At 53.3% G+C, this 22,702-nt stretch carries 19 protein-coding genes; 5 read left to right on the top strand and 14 right to left on the bottom strand.

What is annotated here, in order from left to right; genetic code table 11:
- Window positions 1-21 precede the first annotated feature (21 nt).
- A complete protein-coding gene (locus G461_RS0119790; protein WP_026973143.1) occupies window positions 22-486 on the top strand; it encodes a methyltransferase family protein in 465 nt (154 codons plus the stop codon).
- A gap of 43 nt (window positions 487-529) precedes the next feature.
- On the opposite strand, the gene rpoS is transcribed toward G461_RS0119790, so the two are convergent.
- From rpoS to rlmD, 13 genes are all read right to left on the bottom strand, one after another.
- On the bottom strand, window positions 530-1,507 hold the full coding sequence (gene rpoS / locus G461_RS0119785) for an RNA polymerase sigma factor RpoS (protein WP_026973142.1): 978 nt from the start codon (window positions 1,505-1,507) through the stop codon (window positions 530-532).
- A 45-nt stretch (window positions 1,508-1,552) separates the two neighbouring features.
- A complete protein-coding gene (locus G461_RS0119780; protein WP_211236303.1) occupies window positions 1,553-2,422 on the bottom strand; it encodes a peptidoglycan DD-metalloendopeptidase family protein in 870 nt (289 codons plus the stop codon).
- 7 nt (window positions 2,423-2,429) lie between these two features.
- Entirely contained in the window at window positions 2,430-3,065 is a 636-nt protein-coding gene (locus G461_RS0119775) for a protein-L-isoaspartate(D-aspartate) O-methyltransferase (RefSeq protein ID WP_026973140.1), read from the bottom strand.
- Window positions 3,066-3,821, bottom strand: coding sequence for a 5'/3'-nucleotidase SurE (gene surE / locus G461_RS0119770; protein ID WP_026973139.1), 756 nt, complete (start codon window positions 3,819-3,821; stop codon window positions 3,066-3,068).
- Entirely contained in the window at window positions 3,818-4,870 is a 1,053-nt protein-coding gene (gene truD / locus G461_RS0119765; protein WP_051333712.1) for a tRNA pseudouridine(13) synthase TruD, read from the bottom strand. Before truD ends, surE begins: the two co-directional genes overlap by 4 nt.
- A complete protein-coding gene (gene ispF / locus G461_RS0119760) occupies window positions 4,863-5,342 on the bottom strand; it encodes a 2-C-methyl-D-erythritol 2,4-cyclodiphosphate synthase (RefSeq protein WP_026973137.1) in 480 nt (159 codons plus the stop codon). The genes truD and ispF overlap by 8 nt, the downstream gene beginning before the upstream one ends.
- Window positions 5,339-6,031, bottom strand: coding sequence for a 2-C-methyl-D-erythritol 4-phosphate cytidylyltransferase (gene ispD, locus G461_RS0119755; RefSeq protein WP_026973136.1), 693 nt, complete (start codon window positions 6,029-6,031; stop codon window positions 5,339-5,341). The genes ispF and ispD overlap by 4 nt, the downstream gene beginning before the upstream one ends.
- Before the next feature lie 11 nt (window positions 6,032-6,042).
- Entirely contained in the window at window positions 6,043-6,321 is a 279-nt protein-coding gene (gene ftsB, locus G461_RS0119750) for a cell division protein FtsB (protein WP_026959894.1), read from the bottom strand.
- Between the two features lie 483 nt (window positions 6,322-6,804).
- The gene (gene eno, locus G461_RS0119745; protein ID WP_026959893.1) at window positions 6,805-8,103 is read right to left on the bottom strand and encodes a phosphopyruvate hydratase; all 1,299 of its coding nucleotides are present in this window, start codon (window positions 8,101-8,103) and stop codon (window positions 6,805-6,807) included.
- A gap of 54 nt (window positions 8,104-8,157) precedes the next feature.
- On the bottom strand, window positions 8,158-9,789 hold the full coding sequence (locus G461_RS0119740; RefSeq protein WP_026959892.1) for a CTP synthase: 1,632 nt from the start codon (window positions 9,787-9,789) through the stop codon (window positions 8,158-8,160).
- A gap of 136 nt (window positions 9,790-9,925) precedes the next feature.
- Window positions 9,926-10,735 (bottom strand): nucleoside triphosphate pyrophosphohydrolase, encoded by an 810-nt coding sequence (gene mazG, locus G461_RS0119735; RefSeq protein ID WP_026973135.1) that lies wholly within the window; start codon window positions 10,733-10,735, stop codon window positions 9,926-9,928.
- Window positions 10,736-10,827: 92 nt separating this feature from the next.
- The gene (relA, locus tag G461_RS0119730; protein WP_026973134.1) at window positions 10,828-13,047 is read right to left on the bottom strand and encodes a GTP diphosphokinase; all 2,220 of its coding nucleotides are present in this window, start codon (window positions 13,045-13,047) and stop codon (window positions 10,828-10,830) included.
- A 30-nt stretch (window positions 13,048-13,077) separates the two neighbouring features.
- A complete protein-coding gene (rlmD, locus tag G461_RS0119725) occupies window positions 13,078-14,400 on the bottom strand; it encodes a 23S rRNA (uracil(1939)-C(5))-methyltransferase RlmD (protein WP_026973133.1) in 1,323 nt (440 codons plus the stop codon).
- Between the two features lie 94 nt (window positions 14,401-14,494).
- Between rlmD and barA the strand changes: the two genes are divergently transcribed.
- Both barA and G461_RS0119715 read left to right on the top strand, forming a co-directional pair.
- Window positions 14,495-17,218, top strand: a complete 2,724-nt coding sequence (gene barA / locus G461_RS0119720) for a two-component sensor histidine kinase BarA (protein WP_026973132.1) — start codon at window positions 14,495-14,497, stop codon at window positions 17,216-17,218.
- Window positions 17,219-17,434: 216 nt separating this feature from the next.
- A complete protein-coding gene (locus G461_RS0119715) occupies window positions 17,435-18,691 on the top strand; it encodes an L-lactate MFS transporter (RefSeq protein ID WP_026973131.1) in 1,257 nt (418 codons plus the stop codon).
- Between the two features lie 66 nt (window positions 18,692-18,757).
- Here the strand turns inward: G461_RS0119715 and G461_RS0119710 are convergent, their stop codons facing one another.
- Complete coding sequence (locus G461_RS0119710) at window positions 18,758-19,660, bottom strand: sulfite exporter TauE/SafE family protein (protein ID WP_026973130.1); 903 nt, start codon at window positions 19,658-19,660, stop codon at window positions 18,758-18,760.
- A 355-nt stretch (window positions 19,661-20,015) separates the two neighbouring features.
- Between G461_RS0119710 and G461_RS0119705 the strand changes: the two genes are divergently transcribed.
- Both G461_RS0119705 and G461_RS0119700 read left to right on the top strand, forming a co-directional pair.
- Window positions 20,016-21,017, top strand: coding sequence for a BMP family lipoprotein (locus G461_RS0119705; protein ID WP_026973129.1), 1,002 nt, complete (start codon window positions 20,016-20,018; stop codon window positions 21,015-21,017).
- A gap of 83 nt (window positions 21,018-21,100) precedes the next feature.
- Window positions 21,101-22,678 (top strand): ABC transporter ATP-binding protein, encoded by a 1,578-nt coding sequence (locus tag G461_RS0119700; RefSeq protein WP_026973128.1) that lies wholly within the window; start codon window positions 21,101-21,103, stop codon window positions 22,676-22,678.
- Window positions 22,679-22,702: the final 24 nt, after the last annotated feature.

Here is a 22,702-nt window from a genome sequence, read left to right as displayed (position 1 = left end):
GCGGCCAAGGGAGGGGCAAGATTGCACAGACTAGAGTTACTTCTGCCCCCGCCTTTGATATGGCTTATTAGCGGTGCCAGCATCTTTGTGCTGGCGCCCTCTTCTTCCCCGGCAGGCCCAACCAATCTCAGCATCGCAGCGCTGTTAGCAGCAAGCGCCATGGCTTGGGCGCTGGCCGCGCTCTATTGCTTCCGCCGCGCACGAACCACAATCAATCCACACAAACTAAAGGGGACCTCCGCGCTGGTAACCCGTGGCCCCTACCGTTTTAGCCGCAATCCGATGTATCTGGCATTGGCGATACTCTTAGTGGCAGAGTGCGTTGCCCTAGCCAGCTTGGTAGGCATGGTGGGAGTAGCTGGATTTATCGCCTACATTCAGCGTTTTCAGATTCTGCCTGAGGAGCGGTTTCTCGAGGAGAGCTTTGGTCAAGCCTATTTAGATTACTGCCAGCGGACCCGGCGATGGTTAGGGGTACACAACTAAAAAAGCCAGCCTGATCAGGCTGGCTCTTTGAACAAGGTTTATCTCACACCTTAAATAGTGAGTCGATAGACAGATTCTGCTGTTGCAGGATGTCGCGCAGACGGCGCAGCGCTTCAACCTGGATCTGTCTTACCCGCTCGCGGGTCAGGCCAATCTCACGGCCAACATCTTCCAAGGTAGAGGCTTCATAGCCCAGCAACCCAAAGCGGCGAGCCAATACTTCGCGCTGCTTGCTGTTGAGCTCGCCCAACCAAGAAACAATACTGCTCTTCATATCATCGTCTTGGGTGCGGTGCTCTGGGCCACGCTCTTTATCATCGGAGATGATGTCGAGTAGCGCCTTATCGTTGTCACCACCAATTGGCGTATCAACCGAAGAGATGCGCTCGTTCAGTCGTAACATCTTGGTCACATCTTCCACTGGCTTATCGAGTTTTTCAGCAATCTCTTCAGCAGTAGGCTCATGGTCAAGGCTGTGTGCCAACTCACGCGCGGTGCGCAAGTAAACGTTCAGCTCTTTGACGACATGAATCGGTAGGCGAATGGTACGGGTTTGGTTCATGATGGCCCGTTCAATGGTTTGACGGATCCACCAAGTCGCGTAGGTCGAGAAACGGAAGCCTCTCTCAGGATCGAATTTCTCAACGGCACGGATAAGTCCGAGGTTGCCTTCTTCAATCAGGTCTAGCAGCGCCAGGCCACGATTGTTATAGCGTCGCGCTATCTTCACAACCAGACGTAAGTTACTCTCAATCATACGTTTGCGAGCAGCTTCGTCACCACGCAAGGCGCGGCGGGCAAACAAGACTTCTTCCTCTGCGGTGAGTAGTGGAGAAAAGCCAATTTCACCAAGGTATAACTGGGTCGCATCAAGGCTTTTACCGCTGTCGACACTCTCCGTTTGAACCACTTCCTCCGTCTCACTTTCCGCTTCCCTTGCGGCAAGTTCGTCTAACTCTTGGACGTTGTTGGTTTCGTCTAGGTTGACACTTTGGAGCTTCACGGTGTTACTTTCGGACATAGCTTGCCTCCCTTAGTCAGGTCAGCGTAACTATCTGCTGGCCTGTTATGGTAGATAGCGCCTTGGGTCGACGGACTGCCCTTTGAGACGGATCTCGAAATGCAGACGGGTATCAGTAGTTCCCGTATCGCCCATGTCAGCGATATGCTGACCGGCTTCCACCTGTTGTTTTTCACTGACCCTCAGTCGGCTATTGTGAGCATAGGCACTGAGGAAATCGTCATTGTGTTTGACAATAATGAGTTTGCCGTAACCCCGTAGCGCGCTTCCCGCATATACCACTCTGCCAGATGCAGCTGCTACAACTTTCTGACCGTGACTACCTGTTATATCGAGTCCTTTATTACCGTTGGCTGACGCAGAGAAACCTCTAACAACTCGCCCTTTTGTCGGCCAATTCCAGGTAATACCTGAAACCCTTTTCGTAGGTAGATCCGCGGTAACAGAGGTTTCAGCGTATTCCGTTGTTGACGTTGATTCAAGCTTTTTTGACGTATTATTAACAGTTGTAACTTGATTGTTGCGCGGATTTTGACTCTGCGTAGCAACTGGAGCCTTGGTGGGACGGGGCTTGGTGGCGACTACAGGAGGAGTTGTGACCTTTGTCTCAGTTTGACGAAGTTTAATTTTTTGGCCTTCGAAAATAGTATATGGCGGCTTGATGCCGTTCCAGCTGGCAAGCTGCTTGAAGTCGACACCGGCACGCCATGCAATCGAGTAAAGAGTTTCACCACGCTGAACGGTGTAATCGCGAGAGTTAATCGAACCTCGCGATTCCGCGGTGTAAGCGCCGGCCTGTGTTACCGGTGCAGGGGCCCGATCGCCGCCCGAACAGGCAACAACCAGCAAACAACCACCTAGCACGATAAACCATCGCCGCATCAATAACTCAACAGCTCGCAGCGCACTACTCATAGGACGACTAGGCCAACTCTCCATTAACTAAGGGAACGAAGCGAACCGCCTCAACTGCTTGCTGCTGATATTTGTCACCATTGCGGGTAATCAGCTGCAGTGTCTGCTGTTGCTCACCAATGGGAATCACCATCTTGCCGCCATCGGCCAGCTGCTCCACCAACTTCATCGGCAAGTGCGCCGCGGCAGCGGTAACAATGATGGCATCAAACGGGGCTTTCGCATCCCAGCCCTGCCAGCCATCACCGTGCTTGGTAAAGACATTGTGAAGATCGAGGCGCTTCAAGCGGCGCTTAGCCTGAAACTGTAAGGTCTTGATCCGCTCCACCGAGTAAACCTGCTCCACCAACTGGGCCAGCACCGCGGTTTGATAGCCTGAACCAGTACCAATCTCCAACACTCGCTTAGGCTTGGATTGCATCAGGATTTCGGTCATTCGGGCAACGATATAGGGCTGGCTTAAGGTCTGTCCTTGACCAATCGGCAACGCAGTGTTGTCCCAAGCCTGATGCGCTAAGGCCTCATCTAAGAAGGCTTCGCGTGGGAGTCGTGCCATCGCCTGCAATACACCGCTATGGCTAATCCCATGTTGTTGCAAGGCCTGAGTCAGTCGAAGGCTGTTAGGGCTTTCCCCTAGATACATTTAGTCTTTCTCCCAGTGCTGCAGCCATTCCTCCAGGCTGCTCATTAACGAGTAGGCGGTCATATCGATGCTAATCGGTGTAATCGAAACATAGCCATTGGCAACGGCATCGAAATCGGTGCCCTCGCCTGCGTCCTGCTTTTCACCCGGAGGACCAAGCCAAAACACTTCTTGGCCTCGCGGGTCGAGTTCCTTGATCATCTTCTCTGCGCGGTGACGTGCCCCTAAGCGCGTTACCTTAATGCCTTTTAACTGCTCAAACGGCAGATCGGGCACATTAACATTTAGGATCTGATTGCTAGGTAGACCTTGGCGACGAAGCTGACCGACGATGTCTACGGTGACCCTTGCCGCCGTATCGTAGTGAAGGCATTGCTTACTTGCCAGCGACACCGCAATAGCGGGCAAACCAAGGTTCCTTCCTTCCATTGCCGCTGCGACAGTCCCCGAGTAGAGCACATCGTCCCCTAAATTAGCTCCAGCATTAATACCAGCTATCACAAACTCAGGCAAGTCAGCCACGAGCTGGTTCAGGGCCAAGTGCACACAATCGGTGGGCGTGCCCTTAACCGACACTTGGTTTTCTGCCAGGCGATTGATTCTTAGTGGATTTTCCAAGGTCAGCGAACTGCTGGCTCCACTACAATTGCGATCCGGCGCAACCACTAATACCTCGCCCAGTTCACTTAAGTGTCGAGCCAGTACCTGAATGCCCGGAGCGTGAATTCCATCATCGTTGCTAACCAGTAGCGTCATCGAGATTCCTCACAGATTGCTAACTCACGTAGTACCGAGGTGGCAAAACAGCCCGCAGGCAGGAAGAAACTGACGACTAAGTCTTGCTCCTGCCACTGCCACGTTAAGTTTTGAGGATAGAGCGCCAGTGCCCGACGTTCCATTTTAAGGCCAGCCTTCGCCAAGCCACCTACCAAGTCTTGGTGGCGCTCGATCACAGCCTGCTCGATAGCCGCCACCTCAGATTGGCTCGCCAGCTCGCCACTACCTGCCATCAGTGCGGTGAGCTCAATCTCTTGATCATTAAAGCGAGCTAACAGCGCATCACTGAGCTCGGGCTCACTGAAGATGGCGTTGGAGCTGCGGAACTTAAACACTTCGCCGGGTAACGGAGAGGCAAAGCAGTCTTGGCTGACCCGCTCACTAATAATGGCGTTAAACACCAAACTGCGCGCGGCGCTTAGATACATGCTGCGCTTGTCGCGGTCGCGTATGCGCTTACCGTCGAACATGGCTCGGGCTTGCACAATGTTGCCACCGTTAAAACCAAAGCGCTGGTTCCCGAAGTAGTTTGGCACGCCCGACTGCGCAACCTTGGCCAGCCGCGCTTCCACATCGGCCACATCGCTAACATCACGTAGGCGAATGGTGAAGTTGTTACCCGACAGCGCGCCACGCTTGAGCTTTTTGTTGTGACGAGCGGTGGCGAGAATCTTCACGCCCTCGGCCAGCTCCTCAGGCAGTTCAGGATTGGCTTTGCCGGGAAGCTGGGCGCTGAACCATTGGGCCGTTACGCCATGGCGGTCTTTCAGCCCCGCATAGCTAACATCGCGCGGCGCGATCTCTAAGGCACGGGCGATTTGCTTGGCCACCCATTGGGTGTTGGCGTCGCGCTTCTCAATGTGTAGCAACATATGCTCGCCATCGCCGCTGAACTCAAATGGTAATAACTCATCGACGCGGAAGTCTTCGACCTGCTGCTTTAGCGAAGCGCTAGCCTTAGGCTTGCCATAAAGGTAAGCAAATTCAGGCAGAGCTGTTTGCTCAGTGGTAATTCGTGGTTCAGTCATGTTTGGTCACCAGACACACCGCATGGGCGGCGATCCCTTCTTTGCGGCCGGTAAAGCCAAGCTTTTCGGTGGTGGTTGCCTTAACGTTCACCGCGTCGATGGCTAATTGAAGGTCATCTGCCAGACAAGCGCGCATAGCATCAATGTGCGGCGCCATCTTAGGTGCCTGAGCGACGATGGTCAGGTCGATATTGTTGATGGCGTAGCGGCGCTCTTTGAGCTCGCTTACTACCCGGCGCAGCAAGATACGGCTATCGATACCGGCATAGGCTTGGTCAGTGTCAGGAAAGTGCTTGCCAATATCCCCCAGCGCGGCAGCGCCGAGCAAGGCATCGCACAGGGCGTGGATCGCTACATCACCATCGCTATGGGCGATAAAGCCCCGCTCATAGGGGATCGCAACGCCGCCAATCATCAGCGGCCCTTCGCCACCAAATTTGTGTACATCAAAACCATGACCAATACGAATCATGCTTGCTCCTGTTTAATCTGTTGAATCAGCCATTGAGCTAATGGCAAGTCTTCCGGGCGGGTGACTTTAAGGTTATCGCTGCGCCCCTCCACCAAGGCGACTGGCAGGCCCGCAGCCTCCATCGCAGAGGCCTCGTCGGTTACCGCGATATCTTGTTGCAGGGCTTGCTGCAAGGCATCTGTGAGAGGTCCGCAACGAAACATTTGCGGAGTCATGGCATGCCATAGCTGCTGGCGCTCCACCGTATGGTCGATATGTCCATCGCACTCACGCTTCATGGTGTCTTTAGCCGGCGAGGCCAAGATCGCCCCCTCATTGTGTGCTTCACAATGGCTGATAAGACTGTTTAAGTCATGGCGAGTAAGACACGGCCGGGCTGCATCATGCACCATCACCCAAGCATCGCTGCTACAAACCTGAAGCGCGGCAAGCACCGAGTCGGCCCGCTCACCGCCGCCAACCACGGCTTGTAGTCGCGGGTGCTTAGCACAGGGCAACGCTTGAAACTGCTGGTCTTCAGGATGTAGTGCGACCACAACCGCATCGATACGCGGGTGAGAAAGGAAGACATTCAGGGTGTGCTCAAGCAAGGTAGCCTCGCCCATCGGCAGGTACTGTTTGGGAATAGCGGCTTGCATTCGACTGCCGATCCCGGCGGCGGGGATCACCGCGATAATCGCTTCGCTCATGTTGATTTCGTTTAGTTTTCTTCGGATACCAGGCGGTAGAAGGTCTCACCCGGTTTGATCATGCCAAGCTCGTGGCGGGCCAGCTCTTCAACGGCTTCCAGACCGCTTCGCAAATCATCGATCTCGGCAGCGGCCACTTGGTTTCTTTGGCCAAGCCCTTGGTTAGCAATTTGCTGCTGGGCCACTTGTTCACGCAATCCCATAAAGTCGTTCAGTGAATTCTTGCCAAACCAGAGTTCGTACTGCAAGAACAGCAGTAACAAAACCAGAATTAGCTTAAATGGGCGCATGAAATCTCCGCATGGCGATATTTTTTGTGGATCATCCCATAAAGGTAGAGTCTGCTCCAGTTTTCGAAAGGATATTCTGGAAAATAGATAAAGCGGCGAACGACACGTTAAAACACAGGCCTCCACTATCAAGGATTCTTCCGTTAACCCCAAGCATAAAAAAACCCCGCCGAAGCGAGGTTTTTACAGCTTAAAAGCTTAAAGCGTCAATTACTGACCTTTAACTTCTTTCAGACCGCTCATGTAGAAAGGAGGTGCTTTCTGCCAGCTGTAACCCAAAAAAGCAGCAGGCATAAAAAAAACCGCCGAAGCCAGGTTTTTACAGCTTAAAAGCTTAAAGCGTCAATTACTGACCTTTAACTTCTTTCAGGCCGCTCTTGTAGAAAGGAGGTGCTTTCTGCCAGCTGTAACCTAAAAGAGCAACAGGCATAAAAAAACCCCGCCGAAGCGAGGTTTTTACAGCTTAAGAGCTTAAAGCGTCAATTACTGACCTTTAACTTCTTTCAGGCCGTTGTAAGGTGCTTTCGCGCCCAGAGCTTCTTCGATACGAATCAGCTGGTTGTACTTAGCAACACGGTCAGAACGGCTCATAGAACCAGTCTTGATTTGGCCAGCAGCGGTACCAACAGCCAGGTCAGCGATGGTTGCATCTTCAGTTTCACCTGAACGGTGAGAGATTACTGCAGTGTAACCGGCGTCTTTAGCCATCTTGATTGCGTTCAGAGTTTCGGTCAGAGAACCGATTTGGTTGAACTTGATCAGGATAGAGTTAGCGATACCTTTGTCGATACCTTCTTTCAGGATCTTGGTGTTGGTTACGAACAGATCGTCACCAACCAGTTGGATCTTGTCGCCCAGCAGTTTGGTTTGGTGTGCGAAACCATCCCAGTCAGACTCGTCCAGACCGTCTTCGATAGAAACGATTGGGTACTCAGCAACCAAGCCTTCCAAGTAGTGGTTGAACTCTTCTGAAGTGAAGATCTTGCCTTCGCCCTTCATGTTGTAGTTACCAGCTTCTTTGTCGTAGAACTCAGAAGCAGCACAGTCCATAGCCAGAGTTACGTCTTTGCCCAGCTCGTAGCCAGCCAGCTCAACAGCTTCTTTAATCGCAGCCAGAGCAGCAGCGTTAGACTCTAGGTTAGGAGCGAAACCACCTTCGTCACCTACCGCAGTGCTCATGCCTTTAGACTTAAGAACTTTAGCCAGGTTGTGGAATACTTCAGCACCGATGCGCAGACCTTCTTTCAGAGTCGCAGCGCCAACTGGCTGGATCATGAATTCTTGGATGTCTACGTTGTTGTCAGCGTGCTCACCACCGTTGATGATGTTCATCATTGGCAGAGGCATAGAGAACTGACCAGCAGTACCGTTTAGCTCAGCGATGTGCTCGTATAGAGGCATGCCTTTAGCAGCAGCAGCCGCTTTAGCAGCAGCCAGAGATACAGCCAGGATAGCGTTTGCGCCGAACTGAGATTTGTTCTCGGTGCCGTCCAGGTCGATCATGATTTGGTCAAGAGTTGCTTGATCTTTAGCGTCTTTACCAGCCAGAGCTTCAGCGATTGGACCGTTTACAGCTTCAACAGCTTTCAGTACACCTTTACCCAGGAAGCGAGCTTTGTCGCCATCGCGCAGCTCAAGAGCTTCACGAGAACCAGTAGATGCACCAGAAGGAGCTGCTGCCATGCCTACAAAACCACCTTCCAGGTGAACTTCTGCTTCTACAGTTGGGTTTCCGCGTGAATCGATGATTTCACGACCAATCACTTTAACGATATTAGCCATTACTAATTTCCTCTATTTAATGAATTGCTAACTCTTTAAAAAATTTCAGGCTCGTTAGCGTGCCTTATTAAACTCGCCTGCTGCCTTCACAAAGCCCTCGAAAAGAGGGTGACCATCGCGTGGAGTTGAAGTGAACTCGGGATGGAACTGAGCAGCAACGAACCACGGGTGGTTCGGGTTTTCGATAATTTCTACCAGCTTCTTGTCCGAAGACAGGCCGGTCACTTGCAAGCCCTTGCTGGTGATCTTCTCCAACAAGTTGTTGTTTACTTCGTAGCGGTGACGGTGACGCTCGTAAATCTCGGTGCTGCCGTATAGCTCAGCAACCTTCGAGCCCTTCTCCAGGTGACACAGCTGTGAACCCAGGCGCATGGTGCCGCCCAAGTCAGACGCTTCGCTGCGCTGCTCAACATTACCGTCTTCGTCGATCCACTCGGTAATCAAACCTACCACTGGGTACGGGGTGCTTGAATCGAACTCGGTAGAGTGCGCGCCTTCAAGGCCTGCTACGTTACGTGCGAATTCAATCATCGCCACTTGCATACCCAGACAAATCCCTAGGTAAGGGACCTTGTTTTCACGGGCGTATTTGGCAGCCATAATCTTGCCTTCTACGCCGCGCTCGCCAAAGCCGCCCGGTACCAGGATTGCGTCCAGGTCTTTCAAAATCTCGGTGCCTTTGCTCTCAACATCTTGAGAGTCAACGTACTGGATCTTCACGCTCAGGCGGTTTTTCAGGCCACCATGCTTCAGCGCTTCGTTCACCGACTTGTACGCATCAGGCAGTTCGATGTACTTGCCCACCATACCAATCACAACTTCATTGGTTGGGTTGGCTTCTTCGTAGATTACCTGTTCCCACTCGGCCAAATCGGCTTCTGGGCACTGAATGCCAAAGCGGTCGGTAACCAATTGATCCAGACCTTGCGATTTCAGCAGCGCCGGGATTTTATAAATACTATCTACGTCTTTCAAAGAGATGACAGCGCGTTCTTGCACGTTGGTAAACAGCGCAATTTTGCTACGCTCGTTGGCAGGAATCGCGCGATCGCTACGGCATACCAAGATATCTGGCTGAATACCGATAGAACGCAGCTCTTTAACAGAGTGTTGGGTTGGCTTGGTTTTTACTTCTCCGGCAGCACCCAAGTAAGGCACCAGCGTCAGGTGCATATACATGGCGTGCTCACGACCGATCTCGGTACCCAGCTGACGGATAGCTTCGAGGAAAGGTTGTGACTCAATATCACCCACGGTGCCGCCGATCTCTACGATCGCAACATCTACGCCTTCGCCGCCCGCGACAACACGTTCTTTAATTGCATTGGTGATATGAGGAATAACCTGAATGGTGGCACCCAGGTAGTCACCACGGCGCTCTTTTGCCAGTACGTCAGAGTAGACGCGGCCGGTGGTGAAGTTGTTACGCTTGGTCATCTTGTTGCGGATGAAGCGTTCGTAGTGACCCAAGTCCAGGTCGGTCTCAGCACCGTCTTCCGTAACAAATACTTCGCCGTGCTGAATTGGGCTCATGGTACCTGGATCCACGTTGATGTAGGGATCAAGCTTCATAATGGTCACTTTAAGACCACGCGCTTCCAGGATGGCAGCTAGTGAAGCAGCAGCAATACCCTTACCCAAGGAGGATACAACACCTCCAGTGACGAAAATGTATTTTGTTGTCATGTCGAACCTGAGAAATTGGATGTGATTAAGGACGCATCAGTGATACTAGGACGGGGGCATAGTATAGCAAAGGCCCAGACGCTCCACAATCAGGGCCAACTCTACCAGTAGCGTAAGCGCCTACCTTTGCTGCAAATCAAGTTTTGAGGCGTTGTTTGACCTTTTCCCAGAGCGCATCCATCGCCTCCAGCGACATGTCTTGAAGCCGCTTGCCATCGGCCTTGGCCAACTGTTCCACGGCGCGAAAGCGGGTCTCAAATTTGCGGTTGGCTTGATGTAATAAGTCTTCTGCATCAAGGCCTTGATGTCTTGCCAGATTGACAACAGCGAACAATAAATCACCGATCTCTTCGGCGATTTCTTCGCCATCTTGCTGGTGCATCGCCTGACCCACTTCCGCCCACTCTTCCTTCACCTTGTGGTAGGGGCCCCAGACATCACCCCAATCAAAGCCAACATTGGCGCAGCGTTTTTGCAGCTTTTGCGCGCGACTGAGCGCCGGTAGCGCCTTGGGCACATCATCCAGTACGCTGTTGGCTTGCAACTTAATGGCGCGCTCTTTGGATTTTTCTGCTTCCCAGTTGGCCTTGATGGCGGCCTCGTCGGCGAAGTCGATATCAGCAAACACATGGGGGTGGCGACGAATCAGCTTCTCACACACACCATCGACCACATCGGCAAACTCAAAGTCGCCCTGCTCTTTGGCAAACTGGCTGTAGAAGATCACCTGAAACAGCAGATCGCCCAGCTCGAGCTTTACCTCGGAGAAGTCCTGACTATCTACTGCTTGGTGAATAGCATCGGCCACCTCATAGGCTTCTTCCAAGGTATGGGGGATGATGGATTGCCAGCTCTGCTTTAGATCCCAGGGGCAACCGCCTTCTGGGTCGCGCAGGCGCGCCATAATCTCGATCAGGGTATCGATGGTATAAGGCCGTGATTCCATGTGAGTCTCTTGTTTTACCTTTGTTGGCTCGAGCAAGTGTTAGCCCGAGCAAGTGTTGGCCCGAACAAGTGTTGTCCCGAACAGCCTACGCACTAGCGCAGGCGGCGGGCTTCTATAATGTTGTTTACTTGACCGAGCTTGCTGAGCACTCTCGAGAGCGTCTCCAGATTGTAGACCTCCACCTCCATATCAATGGTCGCGGTTTGGGTCTTCACATCCGAGTGGGTGTTCATGCCCAGCACATTGACCTTGTCGTTGGCCAACACAGTGGTGATATCGCGCAGCAAGCCGCTACGGTCGTTAGCGCGCACCCGAATGGTAAGGCTGTAGCCACCGGAATAATTCTCGCCCCACACCGCATCAATCACCCGCTCAGGGTTACGCCGCTTAAGCTCTTCGAGCTGAGGACAATCGATGCTGTGCACCGAGATACCGCGCCCCTGAGTGATAAAGCCCTTAATGGTATCGCCGGGGATCGGCTGACAGCAGCGGGCGATATGGGTCATCAGGTTGCCGATGCCATCCACCACGATGGAGTCTTTGGCCTTCTTGGTCTTAGGCTGGACCTGCTCGGTCTTCTTGGAGATGGTCTCCAGCGCTTGACGATCTTCTTCCTCGGCGGTGGGCTTATTAAACTTGGCCTGCAGCTGATGAATGAGCTGGTTTAGGCGTACATCGCCCGCCCCCACGGCCGCCATCAGGTCATCAATGGTCTGTACGTTAAAGCGCGGCAGGCACTGCTCGGCATCGGCCAGCTTGAAGCCGTGGCGGCCCAACTCGGTTTCCAGCAGGTCTTTACCGGCCACAATGTTCTTGTCGCGGTCTTGTTTTTTGAACCAGGTGACAATCTTGCTGCGTGCTCGCGACGATTTGATATAGCCAAGATGCGGGTTGAGCCAATCCCGACTAGGGTTGGGCTCTTTTTGAGTGATGATCTCCACCTGCTCGCCAGTGTGCAGCTCATAGGTGAACGGCACAATCCGCCCGCCCACTTTAGCCCCGATACAGCGATGCCCTACCTGGCTGTGCACGTAGTAGGCAAAATCCAGCGGGGTCGAGCCAGAGGGCAAGTCCACCACCTCGCCTTTGGGCGTGAACACATAGACCCGGTCGTCGAACACCTGCGAGCGCAACTCGTCGAGCATGGCGCCGTTCTCTGCGATGTCGTCTTGCCAGGCCAGCAGCTTACGTAGCCAAGCGATCTTCTCTTCGTAATCGCCACGCCCACCGCTACCGCCTTCTTTGTATTTCCAGTGCGCCGCCACACCCAGCTCCGACTCTTCGTGCATCTGCTTGGTACGGATCTGGATTTCCACCGACTTACCCTGCGGCCCTAACACCACGGTATGGATACTCTGGTAGCCATTGGGTTTGGGGTTGGCCACGTAGTCATCGAACTCGCTGGGGATATGGTGGTAGTTGGTGTGCACAATCCCAAGCAACGCATAACAATCTTGGATACGCTCGGTGACAATCCTCACCGCGCGCACATCATAGAGCTTGCCAAAGTCCAGGCTCTTCTTCTGCATCTTGCGGTAGATGCTGTAGATATGCTTGGGCCGGCCATAAACCTCGGCGTTGATTTGGGCCTTGCCGATCTCGCTACGCAGGCCTGAGACAAACTCTTCGATATAGCGTTCACGGTCGATACGCTTCTCATCGAGCTGCTTGGCAATCTCTTTGTACTTATCTGGGTGCAGGTAGCGGAAGGTGAAATCTTCCAGCTCCCATTTCAGCTGCCCAATCCCCAAACGGTTAGCCAGTGGCGCGTAGATGTCTTGGCTCTCTTTGGCCGCCAACACCTTAAGCTCTTCGTCCTCGAGGCGCATCTCGCGCAAGTGGCAGATACGCTCGGCCAGCTTAATCACAATCGCTCGCACATCGCCCACCATGGCGAGCAACATGCGGCGAACATTATCGATTTGTAGATTGGAGAGGTTGTTACTGTCGGCCGAGCGCAGCAGCTTCATCGCATCCATCTGCGAAACATAGTTTTGTAGCTGCAGCACCTCTTCGGAAAAGTGCGATTCAAACTGCTTGGCCGTCAGGCCGCCGTGTTCAATAAACGGAAACACCAGCGCCGCTTGTAAGGTGGGAAGATCCATATTCAAGGTGAGTAGGATCTCGACCATCTCCTTGCCTTTGTCGAGGCAGGCTTGCACTAAAGCGGGTTCGATTTTTTGCTCGCGTAGCAACTGGCAGTCGGCCAGCAGTTGCTCCTGTTCAGCCGCTTTCAGCTCGAGGTTAGCCAGCCATTGGCCTTCATCGAACTGAAGATCTTTGTTGATGTGCGTTTCTCGAACAGAAACCATGCGGTCACTTCCTTATTACTTTATGGCGCGCTATTTGAGACTAAATGCAGCGATGGTTTCGATGTGCTCGGTGTGGGGGAACATGTCCACCAAGGTGAGTTTACTCAACCTGTAGTTGTGCGCTTTGAGCACAGCAGCATCGCGAGCCAGCGTCGCCGGATTACAAGAAACATATACTACGGTGGAGGTAGCCATCTTCGCAATACGCTCTATCGCTTGTTTTGCCCCAGCGCGGGCCGGATCGAGCAAGATTCGGTCAAACCGCTGTTTTTGCCACGCTTTGGCGGTCTCTTCCAGCTCCAAATCGCCAGTAAAGGCTTGAATGTTGTCCAAGCCATTGGCCTTGGCATTGGCTTTGATCTGCTCGCTCATTGCCGCGACGCCTTCCACCGCTACCACCTCGCTGCAGCGCTGTGCCAGCGGCAGGGTGAAGTTGCCTACCCCGGAGTATAGATCCAACACCCGATGCTCAGCTTCAACCGCTAAATGCTCCAGCGCCCGCTCAACCAGACGCTGGTTCATCGCCTCATTGACCTGAATAAAGCTGCCCGGCTCAAAGTAGACCTTTTGCTCGTCGCCCAAGGGATAAAACAAGCGGGCAGGCTCGCCTTCTGCGCCGCCAAAATGCTGCACCTGCTGGTCAGTTTTCAGCTGCATCAATATGCCGTGCTTCGATGCGAAGGCCTCAAACAGCTCAAGCTCCTGCGGCGCTAACTTGCCGCTGACGCGCACCACCACGCAGGCCTTAGGTTGTGCATCAATCAGCTCGACATGGCCGAGTTTGGCGCTACGTGACAGGCCACTTAACAACTTCGCTAGTGGCTGAATTAACACCGACAAGGGCTGGCTCAGTACCGGGCAGGCATCGACGCAGATCAGCTGCTTGCTGGCCTTTTGGCGAAAACCCAGCTGCCAGCCATCCTGATACCAAGTGCTCATGCGCGTTACCCGGCGATAGTGCCAGTCCTCTCCAGCTAGCACCTCAATCTCCGGCAGCTCTTGGTAGCCCGAGAAACGCGACAGCAAGTTCGCCACCGCCTGTTTCTTGTACTCGCGCTGATCGTCACTCGACAAATGCTGGGCACTACAGCCACCACAACGAGCGTAATATTGGCAATGCGGCGCAACACGCTGCTCGCTGTCAGTATGTCGCTTAAGCAAGCGCGCCTTGCTGTCTTTGGTGGTTGCGGCCTGAACATCGATAAGCTCGCCAGGCAGCGCATCGGCCACAAACCAGGTCTTGCCCTGACTCTTTACCACGCCATTAAGGTGATGGTCGAGACTCTCGACCTTGAGGTTTTTCTGAATTTTCGGCTGTTTTTTGAGCCGTGGTGCTTTAAAGATCTGAGCCATGGTCTTGATAATGCTATTGCTGAATACAAAAGTTTGGGGGCTTATGTCATGATAAGCGACTGGAGTAGCCACATTTTCCCATAAAGATCTGCCCATGACCAAATACGGACTGCGAGCGCGCGTCTACATTCTAACCATTCTCCCCACCCTGTTTATCGGTATTCTGTTGGCGAGCTACTTCACCTTTAACCGAAACCAGCAGCTGGATAACTTTGTTATCGAACAGGGTGTCAACGTTATCGAGCCCTTGGCGATTGCAGCGGAGGTGGGCCTAAGCCGCCACAACCGAGAGCAGGTCAAGGGGCTTATCAGCGTAATGCATCAAAAGATGTCACCGCTGATTAAGAGCATCGCGGTCTACGATAAGCAGAACCAGCTGTTTGTCACCAGTAACTACCACCGCAATATGCGGTTGCTGCAAAGCGACCCGGCCCTGCCCTTGCCCGATGCCACACAAGTAGAGATCTACCCCAACCGGATTATTCTGCGCGCCCCGATCTGGGCGGAAGCGGAAGGCAGTTTTGCCGCATTCAGTAACGGCACCCCAGAGCTACTCGGCTATGTGTCGCTGCAATACAACAAAGACCGCGCGCTGCTGCTGCAGTTTCGCGATACCACGGTGGCGCTGTTTATGGTGCTATTTGGGGTACTCATCAGTGTGCTGTTCGCCTTCCAGCTAACCAAACATGTGACCGCGCCGATCACCGACATGGTGAATATCGTCGATAAGATCCGCCAGGGCCGCCTCGATGCGCGAGTCGATGGCAAGTTTACCGGTGAGCTGGGGCTGCTAAAACACGGCATTAACTCCATGGCCAAATCGCTGGCCGAGTACCACGAAGAGATGCACCAAAGCATCGATCAGGCCACCAGTGACTTGCGCGAAACCCTCGAGCAGATTGAGATCCAAAACATCGAGCTGGACATTGCCAAGCGCGAAGCCCAGCAAGCCGCCAAGGCCAAGTCTGAGTTCTTGGCCAATATGAGTCACGAGCTACGAACCCCGCTTAACGGGGTAATTGGCTTCGCCCGCCAGCTGCTTAAAACACCACTGCAAGCCAATCAAGCGGACTACCTCAACACCATCGAGAAATCAGCCAACAACCTGCTGGCCATCATTAACGATATTCTCGACTTCTCTAAATTAGAGGCTGGAAAGCTGCGCTTGGAGCGTATCGAGTTTAACTTCCGCGACACCCTCAACGATGTGGTGACCCTGCTCGGCCCGAGCGCGCAAGAGAAGAACCTCGAGCTGAACATGGTGGTCGACCCACTGATCCCCAACGGCCTGCGCGGCGACCCACTACGCATCCAGCAAGTACTGACCAACCTGCTGGGTAACGCAATCAAGTTCACCACCAAGGGGCAGATTCTGGTGGACATCGCCCTGGCCAATCGCCATGGCCAGCAGTTGAACTTGCAGGTGACCGTCACCGATACCGGCATCGGCATCAGCAAAGACCAGCAGAAACAGCTGTTCCAAGCCTTTAAGCAAGCCGATACCAGCATTAGCCGTGAGTACGGTGGTACCGGCCTGGGTCTGGTGATTACCCAGAAGCTGGTTCAGCAGATGGGCGGCAATATCTCGCTAGAATCAGAGCCCGATAAAGGCAGCAGCTTTATCTTCAATATCGAAATTGAGGTGTCTGAGGTGATCATGGGCGATGGCATCGACCGAGCGCCGCTAGATGGCCAAAGCCTGCTGTTATTCGAGCCCCACGCCCATAGTCGCCGCGCCTGTGAAGCGATGGTGGCAACCTGGCCACTGACCATGGATGTTGCCAGCGATGATCAGGCGTTTAGTGACAAACTTGAGCAGGACTACTCCGCCATCGTGCTTGGCCATAGCGACTGGCAGGAGCTCGAACCACTGTTTGCCAGTATTGAGCAAAGCAAGGCCAGCTGTGAGCAGGTTATCGCGCTTATAAATAGTAGCGATCCGGAGATCCACCAAAGCATCCTGCAAGCCGGCGCCAAGCGCTGTCTGAGCAAGCCACTGAATCATCATAAACTGGCGCAGGCCCTGTCCGGCCATGGCCCAGATAGTGAGATGCCAGCGGTGCTACCGGAAGAGACCCAAACCCGCGATAAGCTTCCCTTAAGTGTGCTGGCGGTGGATGATAACCAGGCTAACCTCAAGCTGATCACCGCCATACTGAAAGATCAGGTGATGCATATCGACCAGTGCACCAATGGCGAGCAAGCGGTGCAAGCAGCGCGTCGCCAGCGCTATGACCTGATCTTTATGGACATCCAGATGCCGCTGCTCGATGGCATTGCCGCCACCCAAGAGATCCGCAAGCAGAGCCAGAATCAAGACACTCCGATAATCGCGGTGACCGCCCACGCCATGGGTAGCGAGCGTGAGAACCTAATCAAGCAAGGTTTTAGCGACTACCTGGCCAAGCCAATAGATGAGCCGGCGCTGGAGCAATGTATCAGTCGCTGGGCCGCCGAGGTGGTCTCGCTACAAAGCTATATCGATGTAGAGCACCCCAGCTTTTCTTGGAGTACTGCATTGCAGCGCTCTAACAACAACGCCCAACTGGCGCTGGAGATGTTAGAGATGCTGATGCAAGGCTTTGAGGAGATAGAGCAACAGGTGCAGCTGGCGCTAGACGACAAGCTGGATAAAACCGAGCTGCAAAAACATATCCACCGCTTCCACGGTGGTACTGCCTACACCGGGTGCAGCCGCCTGCAAGGGTTATGCGCCACCATTGAAGCGCAGCTATTAGCAGGCTCCGAGCCACAGTCGGTGGAGCCGGAGCTACTAGAGCTACTCGATGAGATCGCCAGTATCCGCGCCCTCGCCTAGTTCATCCAATCAGACACTTTATAAAGGTGCCAACAACGCGATCCCTCGCTTGCTGGCACCACCCCAAATTAGAGCTACTTAACACTTTTTGGCACACCAGTCGGAGGTGGCCATTAGACTTAAGTACAAACTGACATAGGTCAAACTATCGTCAACAGGTCCAGCCTAGAGTGGGGAGTTATTAAGGAAATCTCAACATTCTGTAAGGACTACGTTATGAAAAATCGCTGGCTTATCGCCGCGTCAGCCGTAGGCGTACACGCGTCTATTGGTTCGGTCTATGCCTATTCGGTGTTCAAAAACCCACTTGAAACCACCTACGGCTGGAGCTCCAGTTCGGTTATCACCATGTTTAGCATCGCCATTTTCTGCCTCGGCCTCTCTGCTGCGGTAATGGGGCACTTTGTTGAAAAACATGGACCACGCCGCGCAGGCACCGTTGCCGCCATTCTGTTTGGTGGCGGCTTTCTGATCGCAGGCATCGGCACCTCCATTGAAAACCTCTATGTGCTGTGGCTCGGCTATGGGGTACTCGGGGGGATTGGATTAGGGATTGGCTATATCACCCCGGTGTCGACACTGGTGAAGTGGTTCCCGGACCGACGCGGACTGGCCACCGGCCTGGCAATTATGGGTTTTGGCTTTGGTGCGATGATCGCCAGCCCCATCTTTAACTACATCATGGAAACCATCAGTATCCCTGCCACCTTCTTTATTATGGGCTCGGTGTACTTGGTAGTCATGCTGGCCTCGGCCTCTTACCTGGAGCGCCCACCGGAAGGTTGGATGCCCGATACCATGAAGGCAGCCGTCGAGTCTGGCGCGCAAGAAGTTAAGCAAGACCTGACCCAAATGACCGCCAACGAAGCCGTTAAAACAGCGCCGTTCTGGGGCCTGTGGATCATGATGTTTATTAACATCTCTTGCGGTATCGGCGTTATCTCTGCGGCATCCCCACTGGCTCAAGAGTCAGTCGGCATGAACGCCGCCAGCGCCGCTTTGGTGGTCGGTCTGATGTCACTGTTCAACGGCTTGGGCCGAATTGGCTGGGCGTCGTTTTCCGATGTCATCGGTCGTGGCACGACCTACATGGCGTTCTTCGCGATTCAGATCGTCGCCTTTATCTGGCTGCCGAGCATTAAAAGTGCGCTGCTGTTCCAGGTTGTGCTGTTTACCATCCTCACCTGCTACGGTGGTGGCTTTGCAACCCTACCAGCCTTTATTGGCGATCTGTTTGGCACCAAGCAGCTAGGCGCTATTCACGGCTACGTGCTTACCGCCTGGGCGGCAGCAGGCCTAGCAGGGCCGCAGATCAACAACTTCCTACGTGAAGCAACCGGCTCTTATGAGACCCCACTGTATATCTTCTCCGGTGCCTTTGTACTGGCACTGGTGGTGAGTATGGTGATGCAGGCCTATATCAAACAGGCCCGCGCCAAGCTGGCGATTCAAACCCAGCAAGCTCACGCTTAATCGGCCCCACAATGCAAAAAAGGCAATCCACTTGGATTGCCTTTTTTGCTGGGCTTGATGGGGCGACTACACAGCCTTTGCCAAGCGCTGCGCCGTCAGTTTCTCAGTGCTTTGCCAAGAGCGGTACATGGTAATAGCGGTGTAGAACACCACCACAGTTAACAACCACTTTAGCATCTCTAGGTTCATGTTTTGCACCAAGGTCGCAGCCACCACCACGGCAATCGGCCCAGCAATCGCCACAACCAGCACAGCCTTGGCATCAAAGGCGCCTTGACGCATAAACGCACCCGATGAGAACACGCTCAGGATGGCGCACGAGCCCATCATAATGGGGAAGGCTGCCATCGGGTTCATCCCCAGCAAGTACACTAGAGTCATACATGGCGCATACAGGCCAATGCCCACGGTCATCAGCGCTCCAAATACGAAGTTACCGGCAATGCCAATCAGCAGCGGCAGTCCGGTCAGGCCCATCTTCTCGCCACCTAAGGGGAACCAGCCCATCAAGCCTGCCAGAATCAACATACCGACGATCAGCAGTGAGATGCTCATGACCAAACGCACTAACTGACGATTCCAGTTAGCAACGTACTTAGCACCGACTGCTGCGCCTACTGCAGAGGCAACGATCATACTAATCAAGGTCAGAGGGTCCACCGGCACCGCGCCAATGAATAACAAGGCCTGAGTCATGGTCGGCAGCACACATTGACCATTCAAGGTGCCCGGCAGCACCCGGTCATCGATCATCTTAAACTGCTTATAAAACGCAGTTTTAATGGCAAAGCTGCCGATCCCGAGGGTATCCAGAAAGTTTGCTATCGCACCCACAACACCCACTTTGAGCATCGACGTATTAGGGTCCAAGCGCCCATAGTGAGCTTGCTTTCTAAAGGATTTATAAAGGAGTGCGCAATACGCAATAATGCCCGCAACCAATACCGCCTGAAGCGCATTCATTAGCATTTTGTATGCCCCGGAGATGAAAAAACGGCGAATACTACTGCCTGAGCGGTGTTAATTGCTTGATGAAAATCAAACGAAGATGAAAATCAAAGTAGATTTTTGTGACAGCTTGATTAAATATTACCAGGTGGTAAATTTGCTTCCCGCTTTTGGACCGGTCATCTACACCTACCGCGCTTAGACTGCAAAGTGATGGATATCAACTATGATTACAGCACAGTAATCACAGTGTTTTTAGTGGCTCGAAAAAGCTATTATGTAGAGCTCCAAACCGAGATTAAGAATCCGAAGCAAATTTACCTTTCATGGAAGGTAGATTTTAACAAAATTAACAACGTTACTTCGAGAGGATCGAATGAAACACGCTATTTCTCTAACCGCCGCTGCGGTAGCCCTGTCACTAAGCAGCATTGCCTCTGCAGCTGAGTTCAAACCTGCTGTCTCTTATGATACAGCCGGTAAACATGACCGTTCTTTTGGTCAAGCAGTCTATGAAAATGGCGTGACCGCTTTTCAAAACGACAGCGGCGTAAGTGTTTTCGAATACACCCCAGCTAACGAAACCCAGCGTGAACAAGGCTTGGACCGTCTGGCTCGCCGTGGTTACTCACCGATTATCACCGTAGGTTTCAACTACTCTTCAGCGCTGGCTAAAGTGGCTGAGAAATACCCAGAGACTGATTTCGTAATCATCGATTCTGTAGTTGACCTGCCAAACGTTAAATCGCTGATTTACGCAGAGCATGAAGGTTCATTCCTGGTAGGTGCGCTGGCTGCAATGGTTTCTGAAACCAACGCCGTGAGCTTTGTGGGTGGCATGGACATCCCACTAATCCGTAAGTTCGCTTGTGGTTACGAGCAAGGTGCTAAGCACGTAAATGCTGACATCGGCTACTACCAGAACATGATCGGTTCTACCCCTTCTGCGTTTGCCGATCCAGTACGTGGTGCAGAGCTGGCTAAGAGCCAGTTCTCACGTGGTTCTGACGTAGTATTCGCGGCAGCTGGCGGTTCAGGTAACGGTGTTTACCAAGCTGCTAAAGACGAAGGCAAACTGGCCATCGGTGTAGACTCTAACCAGAACTACATGTTCCCAGGCACCATGCTTACCTCAATGGTTAAGCTGGTAGGTAAGTCTACCTACGACGTATTCGCTGAGTACAAAGAAGGCAACTTCGAAGCCGGTCTGGACGTACGTAACCTGGCTGCTGGCGGCATCGATTGGGCACTGGATGAATACAACCGTGACCTGGTAAGCGCTGAGCACGAAGAAGCGGTTAAAGCGATCGCCCAGCAGATCATCGATGGCGAGATCAAAGTACACGACTACATGGCGAGCAATGACTGCAGCTTCTAAGCCTGCACTGCGCCATTAATTAACAAAAAGCCTCCGTAAGCGGAGGCTTTCTGCCGTTTAATCCACAGTAAGAGTAACAGCTAATGTCCGACTCCCGGCCGAACCAGGCCCTGGCTCTAGAGCTACGCGGTATCGACAAACGCTTTGGCGACGTACACGCCAATAACAACATTAACCTGCAGGTTCCCAAGGGCACCGTGCACGGTATCATCGGCGAAAATGGCGCCGGTAAGTCCACCTTGATGAACATCATCTACGGCTTCTATGAAGCAGACCAAGGTGACATCTTGGTTAATGGACAAATCTGCCATATTCCCAACTCTCGTGAAGCGATTGCGGCAGGCATTGGCATGGTGCATCAGCACTTCATGCTGGTAGATAACTTTACTGTATTGGAAAACGTGGTACTGGGTGCTGAAGACGGCGCCATGCTTAACGTCAGCCTGCGCAAAGCGCGCAAAGAGCTGCAACGTTTGGCCCATGAGTACCAGCTGGATGTCCCTCTCGATGCCACCATCGATGAGCTACCTGTGGGCCTGCAACAACGGGTGGAGATCCTCAAAGCCCTCTATCGTGGTGCGAAAGTCCTTATTCTCGACGAACCCACCGGGGTACTGACGCCGCAAGAAACCGATCACCTGTTCCGCATTCTGCATTCGCTGCGCGACCAAGGTGTCACTATCTTGCTGATCACCCACAAACTACGCGAAATTCTAGCGATTACCGACAATGTCTCGGTAATGCGCCAAGGCCAGATGGTTGGCCATGTAAAAACCAGCGAGACCAGCAAAGAAGAGCTGGCCGAGCTGATGGTAGGACGTAAGGTTCGCCTAAAAGTCGAGAAGCAAGATGCCACCCCAGGCGAGGTACTGCTATCCACCGAGAAGCTGACCTACACCGACAGCCGCGGCGTCGACATGCTAAAAGCAGTCGACTTAGAGATCCGCGCCGGAGAAGTGGTTGGCGTAGCAGGGGTAAGCGGCAACGGCCAATCCGAGCTGATGGAAGTGCTGGCCGGTATCCTCGAGCCCACCAAGGGCGAAGTGAAGATCGGCAGCAACCGAATTACTGCCGACAACCCAAGCTCCGCCAAGCTGGTGCGCGAGATGAAAGTCGGTCACGTACCGGAAGATCGCCTAAGCATGGGCCTGGTGAAAAACTTCTCGGCCGAAGAGTCTGCCATTTTGGGCATTCAAGAACAGCCACGCTTCAACGGCCAGTGGCTAAGCAAGCGCAAAGACATCACTGAATACTGTCAGGGCCTGATGGAAGAGTGGGACGTACGCCCGCGTAATCCTAAACTGCGCAGTTCGCTGTTCTCTGGTGGTAACCAACAGAAACTGATTATCGCCCGCGAAGTAGACCAAGACCCCGATGTACTGATGATCGGCCAGCCAACCCGTGGTGTGGACATCGGTGCTATCGAATACATCCACAAGCGCATCATCGACATGCGCGACCAAGGTAAAGGCGTGTTGCTGGTATCGGTAGAGCTCGATGAGATCCTAGCCCTGTCAGATCGCATCATCGTCATGTTCGATGGCCAAATTGTTGGTGAAGTCGCAGCCGACAAAGCCAACGAACGTATTTTGGGCATGATGATGGCCAATGTAATCCCCGATGAACTCAAGCAAGCTGACACCGCAGGAGAGGCGCTGTGAACAACAACAAACTGCCAGCGTGGA

This window comes from Aliagarivorans marinus DSM 23064, assembly GCF_000429485.1.
Taxonomy (GTDB): Bacteria; Pseudomonadota; Gammaproteobacteria; order Enterobacterales; family Celerinatantimonadaceae; genus Aliagarivorans; species Aliagarivorans marinus.
The sequence above is the reverse complement of the archived record's forward strand: the minus strand, read 5'-3'. Positions and strand labels throughout refer to the sequence as shown.

Excerpts from the sequence above, each read along its gene's own strand:
- rpoS (WP_026973142.1), bottom strand. The coding sequence starts at position 1,507 with ATGTCCGAAAGTAACACCGTGAAGCTCCAAAGTGTCAACCTAGACGAA.
- G461_RS0119780 (WP_211236303.1), bottom strand. The coding sequence starts at position 2,422 with ATGAGTAGTGCGCTGCGAGCTGTTGAGTTATTGATGCGGCGATGGTTT.
- G461_RS0119775 (WP_026973140.1), bottom strand. The coding sequence starts at position 3,065 with ATGTATCTAGGGGAAAGCCCTAACAGCCTTCGACTGACTCAGGCCTTG.
- surE (WP_026973139.1), bottom strand. The coding sequence starts at position 3,821 with ATGACGCTACTGGTTAGCAACGATGATGGAATTCACGCTCCGGGCATT.
- truD (WP_051333712.1), bottom strand. The coding sequence starts at position 4,870 with ATGACTGAACCACGAATTACCACTGAGCAAACAGCTCTGCCTGAATTT.
- ispF (WP_026973137.1), bottom strand. The coding sequence starts at position 5,342 with ATGATTCGTATTGGTCATGGTTTTGATGTACACAAATTTGGTGGCGAA.
- ispD (WP_026973136.1), bottom strand. The coding sequence starts at position 6,031 with ATGAGCGAAGCGATTATCGCGGTGATCCCCGCCGCCGGGATCGGCAGT.
- ftsB (WP_026959894.1), bottom strand. The coding sequence starts at position 6,321 with ATGCGCCCATTTAAGCTAATTCTGGTTTTGTTACTGCTGTTCTTGCAG.
- eno (WP_026959893.1), bottom strand. The coding sequence starts at position 8,103 with ATGGCTAATATCGTTAAAGTGATTGGTCGTGAAATCATCGATTCACGC.
- G461_RS0119740 (WP_026959892.1), bottom strand. The coding sequence starts at position 9,789 with ATGACAACAAAATACATTTTCGTCACTGGAGGTGTTGTATCCTCCTTG.
- mazG (WP_026973135.1), bottom strand. The coding sequence starts at position 10,735 with ATGGAATCACGGCCTTATACCATCGATACCCTGATCGAGATTATGGCG.
- relA (WP_026973134.1), bottom strand. The coding sequence starts at position 13,047 with ATGGTTTCTGTTCGAGAAACGCACATCAACAAAGATCTTCAGTTCGAT.
- rlmD (WP_026973133.1), bottom strand. The coding sequence starts at position 14,400 with ATGGCTCAGATCTTTAAAGCACCACGGCTCAAAAAACAGCCGAAAATT.
- barA (WP_026973132.1), top strand. The coding sequence starts at position 14,495 with ATGACCAAATACGGACTGCGAGCGCGCGTCTACATTCTAACCATTCTC.
- G461_RS0119715 (WP_026973131.1), top strand. The coding sequence starts at position 17,435 with ATGAAAAATCGCTGGCTTATCGCCGCGTCAGCCGTAGGCGTACACGCG.
- G461_RS0119710 (WP_026973130.1), bottom strand. The coding sequence starts at position 19,660 with ATGCTAATGAATGCGCTTCAGGCGGTATTGGTTGCGGGCATTATTGCG.
- G461_RS0119705 (WP_026973129.1), top strand. The coding sequence starts at position 20,016 with ATGAAACACGCTATTTCTCTAACCGCCGCTGCGGTAGCCCTGTCACTA.
- G461_RS0119700 (WP_026973128.1), top strand. The coding sequence starts at position 21,101 with ATGTCCGACTCCCGGCCGAACCAGGCCCTGGCTCTAGAGCTACGCGGT.